Source organism: Desulfurispirillum indicum S5, assembly GCF_000177635.2.
GTDB lineage: Bacteria > Chrysiogenota > Chrysiogenetes > Chrysiogenales > Chrysiogenaceae > Desulfurispirillum > Desulfurispirillum indicum.
On sequence record NC_014836.1, the window covers coordinates 554402 to 576883 of the forward strand.

The window sequence follows — 22482 nt, forward strand, 5'->3', positions numbered from 1 at the left end:
GAAAGCGCGGAAGCATGCGTTTGCGCTGACAATGTGGGTGTCATGTCTTCGATTCTGAACACTTGCAAAAAAAAAGCACCTCCGCGAAATGCGGAGGTGCAGAACATCCATGAGGATAAAAGATGGTGCTTATGCACCGGGAAATCAGAAGTCGTGACGGATACCGAAGCCCCAGTCAGTTGCATCAGGGCGGCTTCCATCGCCTTCGTCAAACATGGCAACGCTGGCATAAAGCCAAGTGCGCTGTCCAAGATTTTTCTTCACGCCGACGTTGATGTTGATTCCATCGTCGTCACCGTCTTCATCCCAGCGAACCAGAGCAGCGTTGGCGGAAAGACCACCACCCAGGTTGAATTCAACAGGAATAAGGATAGTGTTCACTTTGTATCCATCAAAGTCCTGAGTGTCATAACCGAAGCCTACTGTCAGGTCGCCCATTTTGTAAACAGCAGTCAGGGCCAGCTGAGTGAAGTCGCCATCGTCGGCAGAAACATAACCAAGACGCAGGTCAAGGTTCTCTACACCTTTGAAGCCAACAGCAACAGAAGGTGCAAACTTGGTGTCTTCTTCAACGGTGTCAACTTCTTTGCTGAAGCTGATGGCATAGGTCAGATCGTCAGCTTTGCCAGCGTACTTGATAGTGCGGTTAGTGCGTCCATCGTCGAACGCGCCTTCCATGTTGCCGCTGAAGCTTACGTCTTTGTTCGCCAGTACCCAGTTGTTCAGGTTGCCCAGCATGCTCTGAAATGCAGTTGTCTGGTGACCGAAAGAAACAGTACCGAAGTCGCCCTGCAGTCCAACCCAAGCTTGACGGCCATTGAAGTTGCCTTTTGCGCCGCCACCGTTGCCAGCAGCAGTTTCAACGGAGCTTTCCAGCATGAAGATAGCCTTCAGGCCGCTGTCGAGGTCCTGTGAGCCACGGATACCAAGGCGTGAGCTTACTGAGTTGCCAGTAATGTACTCGCCATCATTTGCAGATTGGATTTCATAGTTAGCACGGCCGTACCAGGTGGTGTTTGCAGAGGCGGGGATGATCATGGCTGCGGCAGCCAGACCAGCGAGGGAAACTTTGACCATTTTGTTCATGTGTCTCTCCATTTTTTTGGATTTGTGGAAAAAATATCGTGGTTCAACATATACTGGCTTAAAATCTGGTTGTCAACGAAAAAAGTGCAGGAAGTGCGCAATTTTGGCGTACCCCTGAAAAAACTCTGAAACGGTTCATGGAAAAAGTGCCGGGACGTTTCTTGTTATTTTACTTGGAGTTTACGTTTTGGCGATGATTTGCAGTAAAAGGTGACTATGTGTGTCGGTTACTGGCTGATTAGAGGTGTATTGTCATTGAGGGGTTTTGTGGCAGGGAGAGCGGGTAGCAGGTAGCGGGTAGCAGGTAGCGGGTAGCAGGTAGCGGGTAGCAGGTAGCAGGTAGCAGGTAGTTAGTAGTTAGGTAGAGGGGTGGAGAGAAGCCATTGTGTCCGCAGATTGCGCAGATGGGCGCAGATTTGGAGGGGGAAAAGGCAGGGTTTCACACAAAGCCCTCAAAGGCACCAGGAAGGGCAGTCAAGAGAAGAGGCAATATATCACGCCCGTTCGCTACGCTCACTTAAGACGCTGGGAGCGCCAAGGAAAAGCACTGACTACTCGCTACTGGCTACTGACTCTATCCATGGGCACGGTGGAGTTCGGTGTCAGCTCGCTGGGCGGTGAGGTCGGTGGCAATGTCATCAACTTTTTTCTCCAGCTTGTCAATGCGCTTGCTGAGTTTGGTGTCAACTTCGTGAATCTGTTTGCTGAGTTTGGCATCAACAGTGTCAATCTTGTGATTTAACGCAAGTATCTGGGTATCCACTTGCTTAAAGCGGGTATCCACTTCATCGCGGAAATCATCAATTTTGCGACCGAGTTCCTGACGAAGAGAGTCGTGTCCTTCGATAACTGCTTTGAAGCCGCTGTTCATTTCTTCCATCAGAATTTCAAAGTAATTTTGCTCCATGTCTCATCTCCTGATGGTTGGCAATATATACCAGGGTGCGGGCAATGGGAAGTGTTGTTTGTGATAGGAGGGAGTTGGGATTTGTCCGCAGATTTGGAGGGGGAGAAGGCAGGGTTTCACACAAAGGCCACAAAGGCACCAAGGAAAGGCAGTGAGAGGGAGTAGCAGCCGGATTTACCGCGAATGAACACGAATGAACGCTCATCTTGAAGAGTGATGCAGGTCTCTCGCCCGTTCGCTGTGCTCACTTAAGACGCAAAGCCGCTAAGGTAAAGCACTGACTACTGGCCACTGACGACTCGCTACTGACTCTATCCATGCGCACGGTGGAGTTCGGTGTCAGCGCGATGAGCGGTGAGGTCAGCAGCGACACCATCCACTTTTCTTTCCAGCCGGTCCATGCGACCTTCTATTTTGTCCATACGTCCATCAAGTTTATCCATGCGTTTGCTGAGCTTGGTGTCGACTTCATTCAGCCTGTTATTGACCACGTCAACCTTGAAGTCTACATCATCGATTTTTTGGTTCAGTTGGTCAAACTTCTGGCCAAATTCCTGCCGCAGGGAATTATGCCCTTCCAGAACAAGGTCAAACTTGCTGTTTATGTCTTCCAGCAGGATTTCAAAGCGATCTTGCTTCTCCATGGCTCACCTCCTGATGGGTGGCAATATATAACAGAGTGTGGGCAAAGGAAAGTGTTGTTTGTGATAGGAGGGAGTTGGGGATGGGGGAGAGTCATTTGTCCGCAGATTACGCAGATGGGCGCAGATTTGGAGGGGGAAAAGGCAGGGTTTCACACAAAGCCCTCAAAGGCACCAGGAAGGGCAGTCAAGAGAAAAGGCAATATATCACGCCCGTTCGCTACGCTCACTTAAGACCCTGGGAGCGCCAAGGAAAAGCACTGACTACTCGCTACTGACTACTGACTCTATCCATGCGCTCGGTGAAGTTCGGTGTCGGCGCGGTGGGCGGAGAGGTCGGTGGCCACTGCGTCGATCTTCCTGCTGAGTTTGGTATCAACTTCGTCGATGCGCTTGCTGAGTTTGGTATCAACTTCGTCGATGCGCTTGCTGAGCTTGGTATCAACTTCGTCGATGCGCTTGCTGAGCTTGGTATCAACTTCGTCGATGCGCTTGCTGAGCTTGGTATCTACCGTGTCAACCTTGTGATTAAGAGCAAGGATCTGAGCGTCCACTCGCTCAAAGCGACCATTCACTTCATCGCGAAAATCATCAATTTTGCGACCAAATTCCTGCCGCAGAGACTCGTGACCTTCTGCAACGGCTCTGAATTCACTTCTCATCTCTTCCATCAAAATTTCGAAGTACTTTTGTTCCATGGCTCACCTCTTGAATACAATGCAGTATATACCAGAGTACGGGCAAAGGAAAGTGTTGTTTGTTGTAGGAGTGGTTAGGGGTTGGGGATGGAGATGGAGAATAGAGAATGGGTGATGGGGGAGAGTCATTTGTCCGCAGATTGCGCAGATGGACGCAGATTCGGAGGGGGAAAAGGCCAGGTTTCACACAAAGCCCTCAAAGGCACCAGGGAAAGGCAGTGAGAGGGAGTAGCAGCCGGGTTTACCGCGAATGAACACGAATGAACGCGAATATTGAAGAATAATGCGGGTCTCACACCATGGCAGCAAAGGTGCAGAAGGTTGAGGGCAACCGGGGAATGGAAACCATTGTGTCCGCAGATTACGCAGATGGACGCAGATTTGGAGGGGGAGAAGGCAGGGTTTCACACAAGGCCTACTAACAGCTTACTGAAATACCTCAAAATACGCAGGCAATTGAAAAATGCTCAGGTGCAAGGCGCTCGCGGAGCGTGGAATGAAGCGTACTCCCCGTACGTTGCAATGACACGCGACGGCGAGCAACACCGCAGATGAGGGTTTTTCAGCAGCCTGCCAGGCACCAAGGAAAGGCAGTGAGCGGGAGTAGCAGCCGGGTTTACCGCGAATGAACACGAATGAACGCGAATCTTGAAGAATAATGCGGGTCTCTCGCCGATTCGCTGTGCTCACGGGGGTCGCCAAGCTGCCGAGGGAGGACACGGGAACTACTTACTTGCAATAGAGTTCCCTGCTGGAATTTGCCTTTATCTGCGAAAATCTGCGAATAAATTTCTTTGGCTGTTTTGGAGGTTGTGGAGGAAGCCAGGTCTCACACGAAATTCACGGAGCCACGAAGAAGGGTATGGGGAAGGGTTATAGGGCATCTCTCTACCGACTACACACTGCAGGCTACTTTCTCGTCACCTCTTCCCTACCCATGGGCGCGGTGAAGTTCGGTGTCAGCGCGGTGGGCGGAGAGGTCGTCAGCGACACCATCCACTTTTCTTTCCAGCCGATCCATGCGACCTTCTATTTTTTCCATGCGGCCATCCAGCTTGTCCATGCGGCCTTCTATTTTGTCCATGCGACCATCAAGCTTATCCATGCGGTTGCTGAGCTCGGTTTTAACTTCATTCAGTCGGTTATTGACCACGCCAACCTTGAAGTCAACATCATCAATTTTTTGGTTCAGTTGGTCAAATTTCTTTTCAAACTTCAGGTCAAGTGCAGAATGGCTTTCCAGTACAAGTTCAAACTTGCTGTTCATCTCTTCCATCAGAATTTCGAAGTACTTTTGTTCCATGGCTCACCCCTTGAATGCCAGGCAGTATATACCAGAGTACGGGCAAAGGAAAGTGTTGTTTGTGATAGGAGGGAGTGGGGGGCATTTGTCCGCAGATTACGCAGATGGACGCAGATTCGGAGGGGGAAAAGGCCAGGTTTCACACAAAGCCCTCAAAGGCACCAGGGAAAGGCAGTGAGAGGGAGTAGCAGCCGGGTTTACCGCGAATGAACACGAATGAACGCGAATATTGAAGAATAATGCGGGTCTCACACCATGGCAGCAAAGGTGCAGAAGGTTGAGGGCAACCGGGGAATGGAAACCATTGTGTCCGCAGATGGGCGCAGATTTGGAGGGGGAAAAGGCAGGGTTTCACACAAGGCCTACTAACAGCTTACTGAAATACCTCAAAATACGCAGGCAATTGAAAAATGCTCAGGTGCAAGGCGCTCGCGGAGCGTGGAATGAAGCGTACTCCCCGTACGTTGCAATGACACGCGACGGCGAGCAACACCGCAGATGAGGGTTTTTCAGCAGCCTGCCAGGCACCAAGGAAAGGCAGTGAGCGGGAGTAGCAGCCGGGTTTACCGCGAATGAACACGAATACACGCGAATATTGAAGAATAATGCGGGTCTCTCGCCGATTCGCTGTGCTCACCGGAAACGCGGAGGGGGAAAAGGCAGGGTCTCACACAAAGGCCACAAAGGCACCAGGGAAAGGCAGTGAGAGGGAGTAGCAGCCGGGTTTACCGCGAATGAACACGAATGAACGCTCATTTTGAAGAATGATGCAGGTCTCTCGCCTGTTCGCTGGCTCACGGGGGTCGCAAAGCACGGGAACGATTCACTTGCCATGGATTTCCCTGAGCTCACTGGCTTTTGCCTTTATCTGCGAAAATCTGAAAAATCTGCGGATAAATTTCTTTGGCTGTTTTGGAGGTTGCGAAGGAGGTCAGGTTTCACTCCATGGCCGCAAAGGTGCAGAAGGTTGAGGACAACCGGGGGATGGAAAGCATTGTGTCCGCAGATTGCGCAAAATGTTGACAGACCACGAGGGAAGACTCCCCCTACCCCCTACCCCCTATCGCGGGGCTTGCGGTGAGAATTCTCCCGGCGTATGCTGGTGCTGTGTTCCCGGTTTTCCTGTTGCTGCGGATGCCGGTGAAGGCTATGTTTCTGCGGAGGTTTGGTTTATGCGTGCAGGTTTTGTTGCTGCCCTGCTGGTCAGTGGTCTGGTGTTTGTGAGCGGGTGCAGTGAGCAGTCTGCTCCCGAGGTTTCGGGTGCGTCGTCCGCTCCTGCTGCTGCGCAGCAGCAGGCTCATCTGATGGGTACGGTTATCGAGACGATGAATGTGGCTGGTTATACCTATGTGCAGCTTGACGCTGATGGTGAGATTCTCTGGTTCGCTGGTCCCGAGACGGTGGTCAGTGAGGGCGACCGGGTTATGGTTATTGACGGGATGGTGATGGAGGACTTTTACAGTCGTTCCCTTGACCGAACGTTTGAAAAGCTGATTTTTGTGGGTGCTTTTGTGCTGGAGGGTGGCGAGATGCCACAGCAGCAGCCTGGCTTGCCGGCGGGGCATCCACCTCTTGGGGCTGATGTTCAGAAGTAATTTCTCTGTTGTTGTACATGCGCAAAAGCCCGGTCATGTGACCGGGCTTTTGCTGTATCTGGTGAAGGAGGAGAATGGGTGTTGGTCAGCCCAGCATGTCCTGCAGGTCCTGCTGGGGGTCGCCGGTGAGCTTGAGGTTGAAGTTGTCAATGAGGAAGTTGAAGATGTCCTCGTTGAAGAACTGGGGCGCGCGTGGTCCGACGCGGATGTCCTTGACTCCGATGCTGAGCAGGCCAAGCAGGATGGCGACGGCTTTTTGTTCCATCCAGGAGAGGACGATGCTCAGGGGCAGGTCGTTGACGCCACAGCCGAAGACTTCGGCCAGTTTGCTGGCGATGATGACGCCGCCGATGGAGTCGTTGCACTGTCCAAGGTCAAGCAGGCGGGGAATTTCGGTTCCGGGGACGTTGCCGAATTCCATGTCGTTGAAGCGGAACTTTCCGCAGGATGAGGTGAGGATCACGCAGTCCTGGGGGACGATTTTCGCCAGTTCACGGTAGTATTCTCCGCCTTTGCCGGGGGAGTCGCAGCCGGCGATGACGAAGAAGCGGCGGATTTTTCCGCTCTTGACGGCTTCCACGACCTGGGGGGCCAGGGAGAGGATCACGGAGTGGTGGTGGCCGGTGGGTACGGTTTCATCGGATGCCCAGTTGGTGTCGGGCAGCGACAGTGCTTTTTCAATGATGGGGCTGAAGTTGTCGTTTTCAATGTGGGTGGCGCCGTCGATTCCCACCTGGGCATAGGTGAAGACGCGGTCGGCGTAATCCTTGCCTTTGGGGGGCACGATGCAGTTGGTGTTGACGAGGATGGCGCCGTTAAATTTGCTGAACAGGTCTTTCTGGTCAAACCAGGCCTTGCCGACGTTGCCCTTGAGGTGCTTGTATTTGGACAGTTCGGGGTAGGCGTGGGAGGGCAGCTGCTCGGAGTGGGTGTAGACGTTGACGCCTTTGCCTTCGGACTGTTCCAGCAGTTTGCGCAGGGCGTGGTGGTCGTGGCCGGAGACGAGAATGGCCTTTCCTTCAACGCGGTTTTGGGATACTTTGACAGGCTGTGGCATGCCGTAAGTGTCGGTGTGGGCCTTGTCCAGAATGCTCATCATGTCAACGGCGGCCTGGCCGACTTTCATGGTCTGGGCGACGTGCTGGTCGAAGTTGAAGTTGGAGTTGGTGAGGGTGAAGTAGAGGGTCTCGTTCACCACGTTGTCAACGGCGGAACAGTCGGCGCCATAGTGGGCAGCCTGGACACGATAGGCGGCGATGCCCTTGAGGCCGAAGATCATGATATCCTGGAGTCTCGCAAGGTTTTCGTCTTTACCGCAGGTGCCGACGGTCTGGCCTTTGGCGCCGCAGCCTTCGGGCATGGACATGGAACACTGGTAGCAGAACATACTCATAACACTTATCCTCCGTTTGTTGGGGTTTTCGTTGATGCATGACCGGAATAGTAAACAACTCTGCGAAAACGAAATTGATACAGGTCAAAAAATGGAAAAAAAGCAGGCCATTGAGGTTTTTCAGAAGAAATTTCTGGGTGAAGTGGATGCCGCTCTTACCGACGCTTTGATTCCGGCGTGTACGCTGGTTGGCAAGGAAAAGAAGGATATCCTCTTCTACGAGGGTGACGAGGGGGAACAGGTGTTTTTCCTGCTGGAGGGCAGTGTGCGTCTGTTTCGTACTACGGACCAGGGGAAGGAGACGGTGGTGCACTTTGTGCACGCCGGAGAATTGTTCGCGGAGATCCTGCTGGCCCGCGAGACCCGCTACCCGGTCAGTGCCATGGCTCTGGAGCCCTGTATGCTGCTGGGTATGAGCGCGCGGCGTCTGCGGCAGATTATTCAGGGGAATCCGGATTTTGCGTTGCGCTATATTGGTGCTCTGACCAAGCGTCTGAAGTACCTGGTGAACATGGTGGAGCATCTGAGCTCGCGGGATGTGCAGGAGCGTTTTCTGCTCTATCTTGGCCACTTGAGTGCTTCCCAGCGTCTCAAGACGGTTCAGTTGCCGGTTCCCAAGGGCGAGCTGGCGCTGCTGCTGGGGACAACGCCGGAAACCTTTTCGCGCCTGCTGAAGAAACTGGTGGAAGAAGGGGCGATTGCCGTTGATGGTCGCGAGATTACGCTGCTGCAAAAAATGCCGCTGGCAGGCGGCTGAAAAGCCCCCATTTGCATTGCTGTCCGCTGTGCTCGTCATTCACCGTACGAGGGGCTTCACTTCTGGTTCTGCGGACGCCTGGCATCTGGGTGTTTTTCCATTGCCTGTCTGTTGATTTGGTATTTTCGCAGTGCGCTGGAGTAGCTTTTGTGCTGCTGTTGTTCTATGATGCTTCGCGATTTCTGTTTCCCCGGAGATGATACATGGTATATCGGCTTTCTGCCTATAGAGTGGTCCTTGTCTTTTTTCTTGTTCTTTCGGTGATGGCTGGCCTGGCGCAGGCGTCCCGCACGTCTGACGCTCCCCTGATTCTGCAGTTGAACTGGTATCACCAGTTCCAGTTCGCGGGCTATTACGCGGCCCTGGAGAAGGGTTTCTATAAAGAGGAAGGCCTGAACGTGGTTATCCGCGAGGGGCGGCCGGAAATCCGCATTGATGAGGAGCTGCTCTCGGGGCAGGCCCATTTCGGTGTGCTCTCTTCGGAAATTCTGATCCGCGCGGCCCATGGTCTGCCACTGGTGGTGCTGGCTCCGATCATGCAACACTCTGCCTATGCTTTGCTGGTTGCTCAGGATTCGGATATTCACGGGCCGGCTGACCTCAAGGGCAAGACAGTGATGATCAACAGCAACAAGCAGAGTGAGTTCCTGGCGATGCTGACGCGGGCTGGCCTGAGCCGCGATGATGTCACTATCATGGAAAAGGATACTTCGGCACTGGTGAAGCTGATGAGCCGCGAGGTGGATGCCATCAGTGGGAGCATCGCCTCGGATCCCTACCTGTTCCGGGCCATGGGGGTGAGCGTACGGACCATTCAGCCCTTCCACCATCAGGTGGATGCTTACGGGGACACGCTCTTTACTACTCGCCAGCAGGTTGAGAAAAATCCCGAGCGCATAGACGCTTTTATCCGGGCGACCATTCGCGGCTGGGAGTATGCCTTCCTCCATCAGGACGAGATCATTGACCTGATTCTGACGCGCTATAACACCGACAAGACCCGTGAACACCTGGAATATGAAGCCAAGGCGCTGCGTCAGCTGGTGCTGCCCGACCTGATTCAGATCGGGCATATCAACCCGGAGCGCTGGCAGGACATCGCGGCCATTTTCAGTGAAGTGGGCCTGATGAGCAGCAACTTCTCCCTGGAGGGTTTCCTGCACAATGTGAAGTTTCCGCCGGGCTACCTGAAGTACCTGTGGGCTATCTGGGCGCTGGTGTTTCTGGTGGTGGTGTCGGTGGCCCTGGCGGTGCTGCTGTTCACCTTCAACAAGCGCCTGAAGACGGAAGTGGGCAGCCGCACCAAAAAGCTCGACCAGATGAACCGCGCCCTGATCCGCGAGGTGACGGAGCGCAAGCAGGCTGAAGACGATCTGCGCAACAGCATCCAGTTTCTTTCCACCTTCCTGGATACTATCCCCAGTCCGGTATTTTACAAGGACGCCAGGGGTGTTTTCCGGGGCTGTAACGAGGCCTTCGCCCGCGATATTTTCGGTGTCACCACGGCCGACGTGGAAGGGCGTTCCCTGCGCAGTTTTCCCGATGTGATCGCTTCCCAGGATGTGGAGGACGAGGAGCAGCGCGATCGCCTGTTGCTGGAAAATCCCGGGCAGCCAATATCCTACGAGGCGAGTTTTCCCGTCAGCGATGGCAGTCGCCATGACTTTATCATCAGCAAGGACGCCTATCGCGATGTGGCTGGCGAACTCAGGGGTATTATCGGTGTCATGGTGGATATCACCCAGATGCGGCGTGTGGAGCGGGAGCTGCTGGAGAAGGAGAACCGCCTGCACTACCTGAAGCACCACGACGCCCTTACGGGGCTTGCCAACCGCCAGTTACTCCACGAGCGCATTCGCCGCTTCTCAAAAGCACACCATGCCCATGCAGGCAAGGCGGCGATTCTGATTGTGGATTTTGACCACTTCAAGCAGATTAATGAAGCCTATGGTACCAGGGTTGGTGACGAGGCTCTGAAGGCGTTCGCCAAGCGCTTGCTGGGATGTGTGCGCGGTGAGGATCTGGTGGCCCGTATCGGTTCTGACGAATTTGGCATTCTGCTGGAGGATATTGAGAGTGAGAGCACGCCCGATGTGGTGATCCGCCGTATCCGGCAGCATTTCAGTCGGCCGGTGAGTGTTCAGGGGAATGAAATCATGGCTGGTTTGAGCATTGGCGTGAGTTTCTACCCTGAGGACGCTGACGATGGTGAAGAGCTGGTGGCGCGGGCGGATTTTGCGATGACCACGGTGAAGGGTCAGGGCGGCGCTGGTGTGCGCTACTATCGCGAGGTGGCCGGACAGCGCGAGCGCGAAAAGGGTGCGGGCTGATCCTGCCTGTGGCTGGAGAGCGTTTTTTGCTGGGAATTTTCGAAAAACTTCTGTAATATCAATCGTTTGTTGATAAAAATCGTCCAATAGAGGCTTGTCAAAAGAGGTGCAAATGAAAGTCGAACTGAAGAACCTGGAGAAATCTGCGAAGGAAGTGACGGTAACCATTCCCGGTAAGGTGATGGACGATGCCCTGGAGAGCGAAATCAAGAAAATAGCCAAAAAGGCCAAGATCAGGGGCTTTCGTCCTGGGAAAGCGCCTTTGGCGGTTGTTCGTCAGGAATATGGTGCCAATGCCTACAACCTGGCCTCTGAGCGCGTTATTCAGGATGCGGTGACTTCCTCGCTGCAGTCGGAGGACATCAGCTATGTCTCCCGGCCGGAGGTAACGGATCTGCAGCGCAACGAAGACAATGACCTGGTTCTGAAATACACCGTGGATACGTTCCCGGAAGTGACCCCCGAAATCTACAAGGGTTTTGAGCTTGAGCGCGAGCGCTACGAGGTGACCGACAAGGATGTGGAAGAGGCAATCGGCCGCATTCTGGAGCAAAGGGCTGAGTTCAGCGCGGTACAGCGCGAAGCCCGCACTGGTGACGAGGTGGTGATCGATTTCAAAGGCAAAATCGACGGTGAGTACTTTGAAGGTGGCACGGCGGAGCGATTCAAACTGGTGCTTGGCTCCGGACAGTTTATTCCCGGTTTCGAACCTCAGCTGGAAGGCATGACCATTGGCCAGGAGAAGGTTATCGATGTGAGCTTCCCCGACGACTACCACGCGGAAAGCCTTAAGGGCAAAGCAGCTCAGTTTGAGGTGACCCTCCACGAGGTCAACGAGAAGGTGACCCCGGTTCTGACTGATGAGCTCGCCAAGGAGGTCTCCCGTGATCGCGAGGTGGCTGGCGCCGACGAATTCCGCCAGCTGATCCGCAAGGATATCGAGGAGTACATGGATTCCGAAAGCAAGCGCAAGTTCCGTGAGCAGATTGCTCAGAAACTTATGGACAGCAACGCCTTCGATGTGCCCGAATCCATGATTCAGGATCAGGCCCGTCGCATTGCCGGCAATATTCTGATGCAGTATGTGCAGTCGATTCCTGACGAGCAGACCTTCCGTCAGCAGATGGAGCGTCTGGCCCCTGCCTATAGCGATATGGCGGAAAAGCAGGTGCGCACCAGTGTGCTGCTCCATGCCGTCGCCAAGCTGGAAAGCATTGATGCCTCTGAAGAGGACATGGAGAAGGCCATCGCCGAGGAGGCCACTCGCGCCCAGGCTTCGGTGGAGGATACCAGAAAGCGCCTCAATGCCCAGGCACTGGAGAGCATCAAGGCGAATATCATTGAAGACAAAGTGGTGGATTTTATCGGCGCCAACTCCAGTGTAACCGAGAAGACGGTTACCAAGGAGGACCTGGAGCGTCAACGTGAAGAAGTGAACGCATAAGAGGTTGAAATATGCCATTGGTACCTATAGTCGTCGAACAGACAGCTCGCGGAGAGCGATCCTATGATATCTACTCGCGGCTGCTCAAGGATCGCATCGTTTTCCTGGGTACCCAGATCGATGATCAGATATCCAATGTGATCATCGCCCAGCTGCTTTTTCTGGAAGCGGAAGACCCGGAAAAGGACATTTTCCTTTATATCAACAGCCCCGGCGGTGTGGTAACCGCCGGCATGGCTATCTATGACACCATGCAGTATATCCGGCCCAAGGTCTCCACCATCTGTGTGGGGCAGGCTGCCAGTATGGGCGCGGTGCTGCTGGCTGCCGGTGAGAAGGGCAAGCGCTTTGCGCTGCCCCACTCCCGCATCATGATTCACCAGCCTTTGGGTGGTGCCCAGGGGCAGGCCACCGATATCGAAATCCAGGCCCGCGAGATCCTGCGCATCAAGGAGATGCTCAACGATATCCTGGTTCGTCACACGGGAGCCGATCTGGAAAAAATCCAACGGGATACCGACCGGGATTTCTTCATGACCGGCGAGCAGGCCCGCGCCTATGGTATTATTGACGAGGTTATCCAGAGCAGGAGTGCAGAGTAATGGCAAGGAAGAAAACTTCCGACAGCAGTGGCCCCCAGTGCTCATTCTGCGGGAAGAACTATGACGAAGTGGATCGCCTCATCGAGGGCCGCTTCGGCGTGTATATCTGCAATGAGTGCGTGTATCTGTGCAATGATGCTATTGAAACCGAACATGCCCATGGTGCCGATGAGGCTCCACAGGATGTGGAAGAGTATATGGGCTCCCTGCCTCGCCCTTCGGAAATCAAGGAGTCCCTTGATGAGTATGTGATCGGGCAGGAGCGCAGTAAGAAAATTCTCAGCGTGGCGGTTTATAACCACTATAAGCGCATTTACTCCCTGCTGGACAGCCGCGGGGCGGAAGGCGAAGATGTGGAGATCAGCAAGTCCAATATACTGCTTATCGGGCCGACGGGCAGTGGAAAGACCCTGCTGGCCCAGACCCTGGCGCGGGTGCTCAATGTGCCCTTCGCCATCGCCGATGCCACCACGCTGACCGAGGCGGGCTATGTGGGCGAGGATGTGGAGAATATTCTGCTGAAACTGCTGCAGAGCTGTGACTTTGATGTGGAACGCGCCCAGCGCGGGATTATCTATATCGATGAAATCGACAAGATCTCCCGCAAGAGCGAGAACGTCTCCATTACCCGCGACGTCTCGGGTGAGGGTGTGCAGCAGGCACTGCTGAAAATCGTCGAGGGCACGGTGGCCAATGTTCCTCCCAAGGGTGGTCGCAAACACCCCAACCAGGAGTTCATTCAGATTGACACCACCAATATCCTCTTTATCTGTGGTGGAGCTTTTGAAGGGCTTGACGGTATTGTCGGACGGCGACTGGGCAAGAAGATGCTCGGCTTTGGACAGGAGCTCAGCGAGAACCGCAAACTCCAGAAGGATGAGCTGCTGGCCAAAGTTCACCCTGAGGACATTATCCGTTACGGGTTGATTCCTGAGCTGGTGGGACGTCTGCCGGTTATCGCTGCCCTGGAGGAGCTCAACGAGGCGGCCCTGATCCAGATTCTGCAGGAACCGAAGAATGCCCTTGTCAAGCAGTACGCCCATATGCTGGCCATGGACAGCACAGAGCTTGTCTTTACGCCGGAGGCCTGTACGGAAGTGGCTCGCGAGGCACTGAAACGCAAGACGGGTGCCAGAGGGCTGCGCAGCATCATGGAGCAGGTCATGCTGGACATCATGTACGATATTCCCGATCAGAAGGGCGATCGCAAACGCTGTATTATTGACGCGGAAGTCGTGCAGGGAACCAAGAAGCCCGTGGTGGAAGTGCTCAAGAAGAATTCCGCCTGAATATGATCAATGCTTTGCAGCGGCGAACCACTGGTTCGCCGCTTTTTTTTGGCCCATATGTCAAAAAAAACAGCTCAGCAGTCCGGATTTCCCCGCAGGCGGCAGGTGGGATTTTCCTGGCTCGGGTTTATTTATAACATTATTTGAAAACCGGATTGCATTGTATACAATTTCCTTGACCTTCCCGGCCCTTATCCCTTATAGTGGCTTGTGATAAGAGTTTTGTGAAACCAAACAAAAACGGAAAAGGGTGTTCGAATCATGAAAAAACAAAGTGTCCGAGTATTTGGAAACAACTACGTTCAGGTGGTTGAAGATAATCAGCCCGCCAAAGGCGAAGGCCGTTTTGTCGTGGAGGATCTGGTCAAGGGTGCTGTGCTGGCCCGTTTTGATGACTATAACAGCGCTCAGAAAATGTACATGACCAAGAGCCAGGAATACATCCAGTCCAGCCTTGATGACTCCTGTACCATCAAGGGCATGACAGTAGGTGATCTTATCCAGAGCCTGGAAGCTCTGCCCCGCGAGGCAACGGTCGAGTTCTCTGTCAGCTACGACCACAGCCAGAACAAGCTCACAGTCTGTAACTGAAGCAAATCATTTAAGGAGAATAGAATGCCAAAGCTCTACGAAATAGTGGAAAAGCAAGACCTTGTTCCCGGCATGGCCTTGTTCCACGTATACGCCCCCATGGCCGCGAAAAACATGAAGCCTGGCCAGTTCATCATCCTGCGGGTGAGCGCCAACGGTGAGCGCATTCCCATTTCCATTTCCGGATGGGATGCTGAAAAAGGCACGGTGCGCATTATTATCATGGCCGCCGGACGCACTTCCACCGAAGCTGTTGCCCTGAAGCAAGGTGACTGTTTCCAGGATGTGGTTGGCCCCCTGGGTGAAGAGACCCATGTGGAAAAACTCAAAGGTACTGCCGTGGTTATCGGTGGTGGTTACGGAACCGGAGCGGTTATGCCTCCCGCCCGCGCCATGAAGGCCATGGGCAACCGCGTGGTTGGTATTATCGGTGCGCGCAGCAAGGATCTGGTCCTGCTGGAAAAGGAAATGCGAGAAGTGTGCGACGAAGTGATTGTGTGCACCAATGACGGCTCCCAGGGCGTCAAAGGCTTTGTCACGGACGGCCTCGCCGGGCTGATGGAAAAAGAGGATGTGCAGTGGGTGCTGGCTGTTGGCCCTGTGCCCATGATGCAGGCGGTCGGAAACATGACCAAGCCCAAGAAGGTCAAAACCTTTGTCTCCCTGAATGCCATCATGGTTGACGGCACCGGTATGTGCGGTGCCTGCCGTGTGACCGTTGGCGGGAAAACCAAGTTTGCCTGTTTCCATGGTCCCGATTTCGATGCCCATGAGGTGAACTTCGAAGAGCTCATGCTGCGTCAGAAGATGTTTGTCACACAGGAAAAAATCGCAATGGAAAAACTCCAAGAGGTGAAATAGATGGCTGAACTGACCCCCAAAGAGCGCATGGCAATTGAACGTCACCCCATGCCCGAGCAGCGCCCAGAAGATCGTGTGAAAAACTTTGACGAAGTACCCCTTGGGTTTGCCCAGGAAGTGGCCATGCGCGAAGCGGCCCGCTGCCTCGACTGCAAGTCTCCCCAGTGCGTGGAAGGTTGCCCTGTCAGCATCGATATCCCCGGATTCCTCAAGCTCATCGAAAAAGGTGACTTCAAGGGATCGGTCAAGAAGATACGTGAAACCAACTTCCTGCCAGCTATCTGCGGTCGCGTCTGTCCGCAGGATCAGCAGTGTGAGCTGGTCTGTATTGTTGGAAAGCGTGGCAAACCCGTGGCTATCGGCTCCCTGGAGCGCTGGATTTCCGACTACGAACGTGAGAATAAAATCCGTGAAATTCCCGAAGTGGCCGCAGCCACCGGCAAGAAGATCGCCGTTGTTGGCAGCGGTCCCGCTGGTATGACTGCAGCCTACGAAATCCGTAAGCGTGGACATGATGTTACGGTATTCGAGGCTTTCCACCGCGGTGGTGGTGTTCTGGTCTATGGGATTCCCCGCTTCCGTCTGCCCCTCTCCGTTATCGATGAGGATCTGAACTTCCTCGAGAAGATGGGCGTGAAGTTCATTTACAACACCATTGTTGGCAAGTCCATGTCACTTGATGACCTGCTCGGTTCCGAGTGGGGCTTTGATGCCGTATTCGTGGGAACGGGCGCAGGTCTGCCAAAAATGACCGGCGTTCCCGGCGAGAACCTCAATGGCGTTTACTCTGCCAACGAATACCTGACCCGCGTCTACCTGATGGGCGCCGGTAACTTCCCCGATAACGTCACGCCCCTGTACCAGGGCAAAAAGGTTGGTATCATCGGTGCCGGGAACACGGCAATGGACGCGGCGCGAACTGCCAAGCGTCTGGGTGCTGATGTTACCCTGTACTACCGTCGTTCCGAGGAAGAGGCACCTGCCCGTACAGAGGAGCTGCACCACGCCAAGGAAGAGTTTATCAACTTTAAGTTCCTCTCCAACCCGGTGGAGTTCATTGGTGATGACAACTTCTTCATCAAGCAGATCAAGTGCGATGTAATGAAGCTGGGTGAGCCCGATGACTCTGGCCGTCGCAAGCCCGAGGCTACCGGCGAATCCTTTATTGATGACTGTGATACTGCTATCATGGCTCTTGGCTGTGATGTGAACCCCATCATTCCCACCAGCACTCCGGAAATCGAAGTGAACAAGTGGGGTGTCGTGGTTGCTGATCCCGAGACGGGAGCCACCTCCAAGAAGGCAGTATTTGCCGGCGGAGACCTGATTACCGGTGGATCTACGGTTATCAACGCCATGGGTCAGGCCAAGCGCGCTGCTGCGGCACTGCATGACTTCGTCATGGAACAGGGCAACGCATTCGGTTACTGGAAGTAATTCCCTGTAAATGACAAGAGCCCCCTCTCCTGTGGAGAGGGGGCTCTTTTTTTGTTCTCCGTTTGCATGTGCTTCACGGTTTCAATGCGTAGCGATAACGGGCGTGAGATATGGTCTTTCTGAATCTTTGTGGACGTTGTATAAGGCCAGGTTTTTCCGTTTTCAGCAGGATGTGAGATCTATTCGCGTATCTTCTTGAACTGGACCTTCTCATCTTCCAGGGTGAACTCGACACTGTGCAGGGGCTCCTCCACTCGCATGACTGAATCCTTGATGCGGATGGTCACGCCGGGGTGAACGGGGCCGCGTACCAGGATGCGCGGCCTGGTGGCGACTTCAGTGATCTTGTTTTCCAGTATCTGCAGCTGGGTTGCTATTTTCTTTTTCTCTTCGTTAAGCTCGATGTATTTCTTGTAGGCACCGAGCAGTTTCATCTTGGTTTCATCGGGCAGCATATTCACTTTTTTGCCGAGCTTGGCAACCTTGGTGACCGGTGGCACCAGCTTGGCCATCAGGGGCTGGATCTTGGCGGCTTTCATCTCGTTGAGTTCCTTGAGAAGTACCAGCTTCTCCAGGGAATATTCCTGCAGCGAGATCATGGTGCGCATGCCGTCGGGGCTGCCAAGGCTGGAAAATTCCATTTTTTCGCAGGCTACCAGGCAGCAGCCATAGACTTCTCCATAGATAATTGCCGGACCATGGCAGCTGACATGGCTGTAGGGCATGACTTCCTTCATGACCTTCAGTTCGCCAGCCACAAAGACCTGGGAGTGGACATCAATAAATCCATTCACCACCAGGGGAGCGTCCAGCCGGACACTTTTATGGTGGCGCTCCACGACGTCCACATTGTAGACCCCGCCCCGTTTTTCAAACTCGGAGATCTGACCATCGTCTATAAAGACCTTGACGTTGCGCAGCTCACGGTTGCGGATTGTCTCGATGATGGCATCGTCGATGATATATCCCTTTGAAAGCAGCAGCACGCGGTCTTTATAGATGTTCCGGGCGACCCGGGTGCCGGTTTTCAGTGATCTGATGTCAACTATCCGCACTGATACGTCCCTCCACTATGCTGTAGGTATCCATGTCAAAGCGAAACGAACAGCGGGCCATTTGTTCGTACAACTGTTTCTCAATGCCGTACATATCCAGGATGGTGTACTTGTCGACCTTGGAGAGAATATAGATGACACCATCTGTTTTGGATATGAGCTCCTGAAAGACGGATTTGAATCGGTTGATCACATTGAGATTATGGATAAGTTGCTTGGCTTTTTCCAGGTGTTCCGCGCTGAGTCCTTCAGGAATTTTTCGCTGCTCAAGGATTTCACTGACATTTACCCCGGCATTGGCCAGGTAGAGCTTACTCATCTCCACGGAAAATTTCAGGCTGGAATATTCGCTGCGCAGGTGGTTGATGACTTCCAGCGCGTTGGGGTCGTAGCCGATGGACAGATTGCAGGGTGTGGCCATGGAGGAGTTGACATCAACGATGGACAGCTCCTGATAGGCAAAGATACGGCTGGAGGCAACCTTGTCTATGATGACATGGGGCGCGACGACAACGGAGCGATTGACGGATTTGATGGCGATGTGCTTGGCGGAAAAGGCTGTGGCATTTTCCAGGAACTCCAGCTGAGCGGTTTTGCGGGCGTGAATTTTCCCGTAGCAGCCGCTCTGGACAATGATGGTTTCGCCCTTGACCAGAGCATCTTTTTCCACAAAACCTTCAATGACGACGTCGCCAGTGGCTTCCACCTCGAAGCCGGACTTGACGCTGCCCGAAATGGTCACCGAGCCATTGAAGCGAATATTCCCGGTGGAGTAGTCCACATCGGTTTTAATGATCAGGATTTCACTGACGTGCACTTCCTTGCCCTGCAGCAGGACAACGCCTTTCTTGGCGGCGCGGTAGACGACCTTGTCGCCCATGTCATCGACGATGACTCCTTCACCGGCGTTGACGGTGGTGACGTTCTCTCCGTCCTTGGCGGGCACGGGTTCACCGAAAATGTCGAATCCGGCTTCACCCCTGGAGGCCTTGATCAGCTCCAGGATTTCATCCCCTTCATCCACTTCCTTGACCAGATCACGCTCTTTGAAGTTGATCTTGCCCGTTTTTTCGTCAACGGTTCCGGGGTTTTCCTCGAAGTTGATAATGTAATTTATAAAGGAGTTCTTGCCGTGTTTGGGGGGGATGCCTTTGGCGAGCAGGAGTTCAGCAGGAAAAGCGTTGCTGTTGCCACTTTGTGCCTCGTCAAGCAGATCAACCAGGTCGTGGGTCAGGTCGATGACATAGGGCTCGGCGATTTCGGCAGCCATATAGGCATCTTCCCAGACGCTGATAGCAAGATCACGGGGAGCCCTGGCGATGAGGTAAGCTTCCAGCTTATCATCGGTGACTTCCACCGCTACGCTTTGATTGACCGCGACCCGTTTGAACATTGCGAACCTCGCAAGATTTCCGCTCTTTCACCCTTCCGTGCTGCTATGCACAGAATGGAGTAACTGGCGAGAGTATGACACTTACTTACCTTTTCGGCTACAACTTTACAAGTCTTGAACGAAACTTTTTGTCACATACTCGGGTTTTATGAGTTCACGTATGGTTTCTTCCACTTTTGCGGCATCCACGGAGGTGTCCACGCAGGGGCCGTGACGCAGCTCGTTGAAGATTCCCACCACCGGCAAGGGAAAGGTATCGGAGAGGCCACTGTAGAGATCGCGGCTGCAGGCTACGGCGATGATAACGCGGGGGCGCAGTTCCTGGATGATCCGGCGGGCCAGGGTTCCACCGGTGGCGGCCTGAACATGGACGCCGTATTTCCGGGAGAGTTCGACAAACTTGTGAATGCTGCAGCGGCCGCAGAGTGCGCAGCGGCTGATATCCGTGGTGACCCGGTAATCGCAGTCGCGCATTTGCAGACAGTGGGGCAACAGTACCAGCATCCGCTGTGGTTCGAAGCTCCCGGCGTGCTTGCGCAACACGTATTTGTTGTTGTACTGCACCAGCTCCTGGATAAGCAGATCCCGCTCAATGCGCAGCCGCTCGCCAAAGAAGAGGATCAGCGGGAAGAATACCCGGATGCAGTAGCGGTTGGCAATCTGGAAGAGGAATGTCCGAAAGCCGCTTTTGAGGCAGAGGTAAAAGACTATGGGCAAGGCGGCCATGGCTGCGGCCAGCAGGGAGGGCATGGCCCATACGGCGGCGGCTTTCATGCTGACCGGGGCAAAGCGCATGGCTGCGTAGCCGGTGGCGAAGGAAAAGAGCAGCAGGAGCGCTGTCAGCAGGAAGAAGAGTATCTTGAAGTAGGGTTTCTGAGAGCTCAACTTTCGCACCTCCGAAATGGCAGGTTTTTGGCGCCGACCCTGATGCCATGCAGTAATGGTGAAAATGGTTCTACACAGACGATATCTCTTGACATTGCCCTCACCCTGTTTATGAGTTTCTTTTGCCACTTTTGACTCGCCAAAAGTGGCTGGGAAGCGACTCCCAGTGCTGTTCTTATCAGCCGTTCGCTCGCCTGGAACTGGGGACCGCAAACAACCGCCGTCGTGGCGTCAAACCTGCGGGTCCATAGCGTTCCAGTCTTCGCGTTCTGGCTGGGCCAGCACACGGGGGAGAGGCAGAAACAGTCCGTTCCCCCCTGAGCCCGTCCGGTGAGTGCGACGCCTGGCTGGCAAGACCCGAACGGGACACCTGCAGGAAGCAGGTGGTCCGGCAGCACTGCAAGGAGGCAGGGGTCAGGCAACGCAAAGAGGCCCAGGTGCAAGGCGCGGGCAAAGCGAGGAGGGAGGCGTACTCCCTGTACGTCGCAGTGACGAGCGATGCCCGGCAACGCCGCAGATGGGGCTCTTTGAGCAGCCTGCTGCCGGATCTCCAGAACAGGCGAGCCAACGATCCGGAAAAACGGGCGTTCGGGGGGCGCGTTTTTGTGTCCTTTTTGAGCGGACAAAAAGGACAATATCCGTAAACGAAACGAGGAATACTCGATGAGTCAAGCAAACACAATTAATATGGTTTTTCGTGTGGTAAATATCTGGATAATAGTGCCTTAACCCAAGTCGACAAGGTGCGAAACTTCAGTTAGAGGAAAGTGTTGCCAACCTGTACTCCATAGCCATTGGCAAAGGCATGGGCGTCAATGACGCGTTTGCCCTGGGGCTGAACTTTTTTCAGCCGCAGGGCGCCCTGCCTGCAGGCAATTTCTATGCCCTGCAGATCAATGGACAGCACCTGGCCTGGAGCGCCACTGCCCTGGGTTGGTTCAGCCTCCAGTATCTTGACATCCTTGTCCCGCCAGCGGCAGCGACAGCCCGGCCATGGGGTAAAAGCGCGGATGCGTCGTTCAAGCGTGACAGCATCTTCATGCCAGGTGAGGATTCCCTCTTCTCTGCGCAGTTTCGGGGCGTAGGTGTGCTGGGAATGATCCTGGGGGGTGAACTGCGCTGTTCCCTGGAAAACTGCCGCGAGGGCTTCCAGGATGGCCTCAGCGCCCAGAGGGGCCAGGTGGTCATGGAGTTGGGCGGCGTTCATGGCGTCTATGGGGGTCGCTTTTTTCAGAACCATGTCACCGGTATCCAGCCCGGCGTCCATGCGGATGATGGTGATACCGGTTTCGGGGCAGCCTTCCAGGATGGCGCGTTGAATCGGCGCGGCTCCCCGGAAATGGGGCAGCAGGGAGGCGTGGATGTTGTAGCAGCCGAATGGTGGGATATCCAGGAATTCCTGGGGCAGGATCTGGCCGTAGGCGACGACCACAATGGCGTCCAGGTTTAAATCCGCTATTTGCGCAAGGAACTGGGGGTTTTTGCGAACCCTTGCCGGAGTCAGTACGGGAATGCCCAGCTGGAGTGCCTTTGTCTTTACCGCTGACGGGGTCAGTTGCAGTGTGCGCCCGGCGGGCCGATCTGGCTGAGTGATGACAATGGGTATTTCGTAGACGCTTGCCAAGGCTTCAAGTGCGGGGACACTGAATTCCGGGGTGCCCATGAAACCGACGCGCTTTGCCGATGGGGTATTCACTGGTACGAACCTTCCTTCATGGCTTTGCGGATTTTGCGCCTGATCAGATCGCGTTCTGAAGAACCCAGGTGTTCAATGAAGAGTTTGCCGTTGAGATGATCCATTTCGTGCTGGGCGATGATGGCGGTAAACCCGTCAAGGATCGCGGTCTGCTCCTGGCCCTGCAGGTCGTTGAACTGCACCTGTATGCGCTCGTAACGCTTTATTTCACCGTAATAGCCGGGAACGGAGAGGCAGCCTTCCTCGAAGGTGGTCAGGCCTTCGCCCGAGAGAATTTGCGGATTGATGAGCACCAGGGGCTGCGCTTCCTCCTCTTTGCCGCTGGCGGGATCCAGCACGCATATCCGGCGCAGGATGCCGATTTGTGGAGCGGCCAGGCCGACGCCGTTGGCATTGTACATGGTGTCAAACATGTCGCTGACCAGCTGCTGCAGGGCACTGTCAAATTGCGTGACTGGCTGGGATATCTTTTTCAGTAGGGGGTCTGGGTACGTGAGTATGGGATGGATCATGGTATTG

The 22482-nt window shown here is 54.3% G+C and carries 20 protein-coding genes; 9 read left to right on the top strand and 11 right to left on the bottom strand.

Annotated elements, in window-relative coordinates; all coding sequences use genetic code 11:
• Nucleotides 1-144: 144 nt before the first annotated feature.
• The 5 genes from SELIN_RS13715 to SELIN_RS02645 all read right to left on the bottom strand — a co-directional run bounded on the left by SELIN_RS13715 (nucleotide 145) and on the right by SELIN_RS02645 (nucleotide 4635).
• On the bottom strand, nucleotides 145-1086 hold the full coding sequence (locus SELIN_RS13715; protein WP_013505155.1) for a porin: 942 nt from the start codon (nucleotides 1084-1086) through the stop codon (nucleotides 145-147).
• Between the two features lie 574 nt (nucleotides 1087-1660).
• Complete coding sequence (locus SELIN_RS02625; RefSeq protein ID WP_013505156.1) at nucleotides 1661-1993, bottom strand: hypothetical protein; 333 nt, start codon at nucleotides 1991-1993, stop codon at nucleotides 1661-1663.
• 311 nt (nucleotides 1994-2304) lie between these two features.
• Nucleotides 2305-2637, bottom strand: coding sequence for a hypothetical protein (locus SELIN_RS02630; protein ID WP_013505157.1), 333 nt, complete (start codon nucleotides 2635-2637; stop codon nucleotides 2305-2307).
• A 284-nt stretch (nucleotides 2638-2921) separates the two neighbouring features.
• On the bottom strand, nucleotides 2922-3332 hold the full coding sequence (locus SELIN_RS02635; protein WP_013505158.1) for a hypothetical protein: 411 nt from the start codon (nucleotides 3330-3332) through the stop codon (nucleotides 2922-2924).
• 931 nt (nucleotides 3333-4263) lie between these two features.
• Nucleotides 4264-4635: a coiled-coil domain-containing protein gene (locus tag SELIN_RS02645; protein WP_013505159.1), complete on the bottom strand. Its 372-nt coding sequence runs from the start codon at nucleotides 4633-4635 to the stop codon at nucleotides 4264-4266.
• 1172 nt (nucleotides 4636-5807) lie between these two features.
• Between SELIN_RS02645 and SELIN_RS02655 the strand changes: the two genes are divergently transcribed.
• The gene (locus tag SELIN_RS02655; RefSeq protein WP_013505160.1) at nucleotides 5808-6230 is read left to right on the top strand and encodes a hypothetical protein; all 423 of its coding nucleotides are present in this window, start codon (nucleotides 5808-5810) and stop codon (nucleotides 6228-6230) included.
• An 85-nt stretch (nucleotides 6231-6315) separates the two neighbouring features.
• Here the strand turns inward: SELIN_RS02655 and hcp are convergent, their stop codons facing one another.
• Nucleotides 6316-7623 (bottom strand): hydroxylamine reductase, encoded by a 1308-nt coding sequence (gene hcp / locus SELIN_RS02660; protein WP_013505161.1) that lies wholly within the window; start codon nucleotides 7621-7623, stop codon nucleotides 6316-6318.
• Nucleotides 7624-7714: 91 nt separating this feature from the next.
• Between hcp and SELIN_RS02665 the strand changes: the two genes are divergently transcribed.
• The 8 genes from SELIN_RS02665 to gltA all read left to right on the top strand — a co-directional run bounded on the left by SELIN_RS02665 (nucleotide 7715) and on the right by gltA (nucleotide 16934).
• The gene (locus SELIN_RS02665; RefSeq protein WP_013505162.1) at nucleotides 7715-8380 is read left to right on the top strand and encodes a Crp/Fnr family transcriptional regulator; all 666 of its coding nucleotides are present in this window, start codon (nucleotides 7715-7717) and stop codon (nucleotides 8378-8380) included.
• 203 nt (nucleotides 8381-8583) lie between these two features.
• Nucleotides 8584-10710 (top strand): GGDEF domain-containing protein, encoded by a 2127-nt coding sequence (locus SELIN_RS02670; RefSeq protein WP_013505163.1) that lies wholly within the window; start codon nucleotides 8584-8586, stop codon nucleotides 10708-10710.
• A 112-nt stretch (nucleotides 10711-10822) separates the two neighbouring features.
• On the top strand, nucleotides 10823-12154 hold the full coding sequence (tig, locus tag SELIN_RS02675) for a trigger factor (RefSeq protein WP_013505164.1): 1332 nt from the start codon (nucleotides 10823-10825) through the stop codon (nucleotides 12152-12154).
• A gap of 11 nt (nucleotides 12155-12165) precedes the next feature.
• Nucleotides 12166-12756: an ATP-dependent Clp endopeptidase proteolytic subunit ClpP gene (gene clpP, locus SELIN_RS02680; RefSeq protein ID WP_013505165.1), complete on the top strand. Its 591-nt coding sequence runs from the start codon at nucleotides 12166-12168 to the stop codon at nucleotides 12754-12756.
• Complete coding sequence (gene clpX / locus SELIN_RS02685) at nucleotides 12756-14045, top strand: ATP-dependent Clp protease ATP-binding subunit ClpX (protein WP_013505166.1); 1290 nt, start codon at nucleotides 12756-12758, stop codon at nucleotides 14043-14045. Before clpP ends, clpX begins: the two co-directional genes overlap by 1 nt.
• 261 nt (nucleotides 14046-14306) lie before the next feature.
• Nucleotides 14307-14636 carry a hypothetical protein gene (locus tag SELIN_RS02690; protein WP_013505167.1) on the top strand — a complete coding sequence of 110 codons (330 nt, stop codon included), beginning with the start codon at nucleotides 14307-14309 and terminating at the stop codon, nucleotides 14634-14636.
• 24 nt (nucleotides 14637-14660) lie between these two features.
• Nucleotides 14661-15497 carry a sulfide/dihydroorotate dehydrogenase-like FAD/NAD-binding protein gene (locus SELIN_RS02695; RefSeq protein WP_013505168.1) on the top strand — a complete coding sequence of 279 codons (837 nt, stop codon included), beginning with the start codon at nucleotides 14661-14663 and terminating at the stop codon, nucleotides 15495-15497.
• Nucleotides 15498-16934 (top strand): NADPH-dependent glutamate synthase, encoded by a 1437-nt coding sequence (gene gltA, locus SELIN_RS02700; RefSeq protein WP_013505169.1) that lies wholly within the window; start codon nucleotides 15498-15500, stop codon nucleotides 16932-16934.
• Between the two features lie 179 nt (nucleotides 16935-17113).
• Here gltA and SELIN_RS02705 read toward each other — a convergent pair whose 3' ends face one another.
• The 5 genes from SELIN_RS02705 to def all read right to left on the bottom strand — a co-directional run bounded on the left by SELIN_RS02705 (nucleotide 17114) and on the right by def (nucleotide 22475).
• Entirely contained in the window at nucleotides 17114-17989 is an 876-nt protein-coding gene (locus tag SELIN_RS02705; protein WP_013505170.1) for a FapA family protein, read from the bottom strand.
• Nucleotides 17976-19382 carry a flagellar assembly protein A gene (locus SELIN_RS02710; RefSeq protein ID WP_013505171.1) on the bottom strand — a complete coding sequence of 469 codons (1407 nt, stop codon included), beginning with the start codon at nucleotides 19380-19382 and terminating at the stop codon, nucleotides 17976-17978. The genes SELIN_RS02705 and SELIN_RS02710 overlap by 14 nt, the downstream gene beginning before the upstream one ends.
• Before the next feature lie 105 nt (nucleotides 19383-19487).
• Nucleotides 19488-20267, bottom strand: coding sequence for a DUF116 domain-containing protein (locus tag SELIN_RS02715; protein WP_013505172.1), 780 nt, complete (start codon nucleotides 20265-20267; stop codon nucleotides 19488-19490).
• A gap of 757 nt (nucleotides 20268-21024) precedes the next feature.
• Nucleotides 21025-21963: a methionyl-tRNA formyltransferase gene (fmt, locus tag SELIN_RS02725; protein ID WP_013505174.1), complete on the bottom strand. Its 939-nt coding sequence runs from the start codon at nucleotides 21961-21963 to the stop codon at nucleotides 21025-21027.
• Complete coding sequence (gene def / locus SELIN_RS02730; protein WP_013505175.1) at nucleotides 21960-22475, bottom strand: peptide deformylase; 516 nt, start codon at nucleotides 22473-22475, stop codon at nucleotides 21960-21962. Before def ends, fmt begins: the two co-directional genes overlap by 4 nt.
• Nucleotides 22476-22482 lie beyond the last annotated feature (7 nt).

Bases quoted from the DNA above. Each gene is read 5' to 3' on its own strand.
- SELIN_RS13715 (WP_013505155.1), bottom strand. From the start codon at position 1,086: ATGAACAAAATGGTCAAAGTTTCCCTCGCTGGTCTGGCTGCCGCAGCC.
- SELIN_RS02625 (WP_013505156.1), bottom strand. From the start codon at position 1,993: ATGGAGCAAAATTACTTTGAAATTCTGATGGAAGAAATGAACAGCGGC.
- SELIN_RS02630 (WP_013505157.1), bottom strand. From the start codon at position 2,637: ATGGAGAAGCAAGATCGCTTTGAAATCCTGCTGGAAGACATAAACAGC.
- SELIN_RS02635 (WP_013505158.1), bottom strand. From the start codon at position 3,332: ATGGAACAAAAGTACTTCGAAATTTTGATGGAAGAGATGAGAAGTGAA.
- SELIN_RS02645 (WP_013505159.1), bottom strand. From the start codon at position 4,635: ATGGAACAAAAGTACTTCGAAATTCTGATGGAAGAGATGAACAGCAAG.
- SELIN_RS02655 (WP_013505160.1), top strand. From the start codon at position 5,808: ATGCGTGCAGGTTTTGTTGCTGCCCTGCTGGTCAGTGGTCTGGTGTTT.
- hcp (WP_013505161.1), bottom strand. From the start codon at position 7,623: ATGAGTATGTTCTGCTACCAGTGTTCCATGTCCATGCCCGAAGGCTGC.
- SELIN_RS02665 (WP_013505162.1), top strand. From the start codon at position 7,715: ATGGAAAAAAAGCAGGCCATTGAGGTTTTTCAGAAGAAATTTCTGGGT.
- SELIN_RS02670 (WP_013505163.1), top strand. From the start codon at position 8,584: ATGGTATATCGGCTTTCTGCCTATAGAGTGGTCCTTGTCTTTTTTCTT.
- tig (WP_013505164.1), top strand. From the start codon at position 10,823: ATGAAAGTCGAACTGAAGAACCTGGAGAAATCTGCGAAGGAAGTGACG.
- clpP (WP_013505165.1), top strand. From the start codon at position 12,166: ATGCCATTGGTACCTATAGTCGTCGAACAGACAGCTCGCGGAGAGCGA.
- clpX (WP_013505166.1), top strand. From the start codon at position 12,756: ATGGCAAGGAAGAAAACTTCCGACAGCAGTGGCCCCCAGTGCTCATTC.
- SELIN_RS02690 (WP_013505167.1), top strand. From the start codon at position 14,307: ATGAAAAAACAAAGTGTCCGAGTATTTGGAAACAACTACGTTCAGGTG.
- SELIN_RS02695 (WP_013505168.1), top strand. From the start codon at position 14,661: ATGCCAAAGCTCTACGAAATAGTGGAAAAGCAAGACCTTGTTCCCGGC.
- gltA (WP_013505169.1), top strand. From the start codon at position 15,498: ATGGCTGAACTGACCCCCAAAGAGCGCATGGCAATTGAACGTCACCCC.
- SELIN_RS02710 (WP_013505171.1), bottom strand. From the start codon at position 19,382: ATGTTCAAACGGGTCGCGGTCAATCAAAGCGTAGCGGTGGAAGTCACC.
- def (WP_013505175.1), bottom strand. From the start codon at position 22,475: ATGATCCATCCCATACTCACGTACCCAGACCCCCTACTGAAAAAGATA.